Origin of the sequence: Kitasatospora sp. NPDC001539, assembly GCF_040298565.1 — a bacterium.
Classification (GTDB): Bacteria; Actinomycetota; Actinomycetes; order Streptomycetales; family Streptomycetaceae; genus Kitasatospora.
Genome location: NZ_JBEPAK010000462.1, coordinates 1 through 1,917, shown reverse-complemented (window position 1 = coordinate 1,917; position 1,917 = coordinate 1). Strand labels below are relative to the sequence as shown.

The 1,917-nt window shown below is 72.6% G+C and carries 1 protein-coding gene; it reads left to right on the top strand.

Annotated features, from left to right (window positions below):
• The first annotated feature begins 267 nt into the window (after positions 1 to 267).
• Positions 268 to 1,863 (top strand): MFS transporter, encoded by a 1,596-nt coding sequence (locus tag ABT247_RS33260; RefSeq protein ID WP_350750293.1) that lies wholly within the window; start codon positions 268 to 270, stop codon positions 1,861 to 1,863.
• The last annotated feature ends 54 nt before the right edge of the window (positions 1,864 to 1,917 follow it).

Here is a 1,917-nt window from a genome sequence, read left to right as displayed (position 1 = left end):
GGGCGGCCCGGCTTCCGGGGCCGCCCGCGCCCCCTCCGACCGCCGCCCGGCCCCGGCGGGGCGGCGGACGGTCCACGGCTGGTCCGGGCCGCCCGGGCCGTTCCGTCGGGCGGTGCGTCAGGCGGCTCGCTAGCATGGGACGGGTCGAACGAACGAACGGCAGGAGCCAGGCCCGTGTGCTCCGCACCGGGCCGTCCCCCAGGTGGTCCGCCCGGCGGTCGACGCGCGGACGCACCCTGGCGTGTAGAGCGACGTGAAGAGCGAACCGTGAGCACTTCTCGAGCCGGCGGGTCCCCGCGTCACCTGGTCCTGGCAGCGATGATCTTCGCCGTCGCGATGACCTTCATCGACCAGACCATCGTGTCGATCGCCGTACCGGACATCCAGCACGAACTGAAACTCACCAGCACGGGGGTGCAGTGGGCGGTGAACGCCTACCTGCTCACCCTGGCGGCGTTCTTCGCCTTCGGCGGCCGCCTCGCCGACACGGTCGGCCACCGCAGGATGGTCGTGGTCGGGGTGCTGGTCTTCGCCTGCGCCTCGGCCTGCTGCGGCCTCACCCCGATGGGCAGCCTCGCCGAGGCCTGGCTGGTCGCGTTCCGCGCCGTCCAGGGCTTCGGCGGCGCCCTCATGTTCCCGGCCGCGCTGGCCATAGTGGTGCAGAACTTCGCGCTGCGGGAGCGGGGGCGGGCACTGGCCCTGTTCTTCGGCATCGCGGGCGGGCTGACCGCGGTCGGCCCGGTCCTCGGCGGCTACCTGACCGAGTGGACCTGGCGGGCGATCTTCTGGGTGAACCTTCCGGTGGCGGCGATCGCGCTGGTACTGATCGCGGTCTCCAGACCGGTGACGGAGAGCCGGCCGGCGCCCATGGACTACCGGGGTCTGGCGTTGATCGCCGGCGGTGTCGGGCTGAGCGTGTTCGGGTTCCAGCAGTCGCAGGTCTGGGGCTGGTCGAACCCGGCGATCGGGCTCTGCATCGCGGCCGGCGTGCTGCTGCTCGTGGCGTTCGCCGTCGTCGAGAGGCACACCGCCTCGCCGCTGATCCAGGTGGACATCTTCCGCATCCGCGCGTTCTCCGTGCAGAACCTGGTACTCGGCATCTCGATGCTGGTCTTCGTCCCGGTGTTCTTCTTCTCCAGCGAGTACGCGCAGATCTCCCTCGGCGACTCCTCCTCGAAGGCCGGCGTCTTCCTGCTCTACTTCTTCATCGGGTTCGTGATCGCGTCGCAGGTCGGCGGCCGGATGCTCGACCGCGACGGCGCGAAGCGGCCGGTGGTGATCGGGTGCGTGCTGGCCGCGGTCGGGTTCTACCTGTGGGCGGGTGACGTCACCACGCTGAGCTTCAGCGAGCAGCAGTGGGACGTCGTGCTGGCCGGTGCCGGCATGGGCTTCATGCTCAGCCCTTCCAGCACGGACGCGGTCAACCGGGCCTCGCGGCTCTCCTACGGCGAGGCGACCGGCATCACCCAGACGGTCCGCAACTACGCCGCGAGCCTGGGACTGGCGGTGCTGGGCACGGTCCTGGTCACCGACCTGCGGTCGCGGCTGACCGACTCACTGGTCACCCAGGGGCTGCCCCCCGCGCAGGCGGCCGCCACGGCCACGCACCTCTCCCAGGTCCAGGCGCAGGGCGGCGGAGGCGGCGGGGGCACCGCGAACATCCCGCAGTTCTTCCGCGTCGACTTCGCCCACGCCACCCAGACGGTCCTCTACGCGATGGCGGCCGTCATGGCGGTAGCCGCGGTGGTCGCGGTGGTGGGCCTGCGGCCGGGCCTGCAGGTCGAGACCGCGGCGGACGAACAGCAACCCGTGCTGCCCGCGGGCGGGCCCGGCGGGGCCGGACCGCCGGCCGGCGAGGCCTGATCGCCGGCCGGCGAGGCCTGATCGCCGGCCGAGCGGCGTGGGACGCTCCGGCCC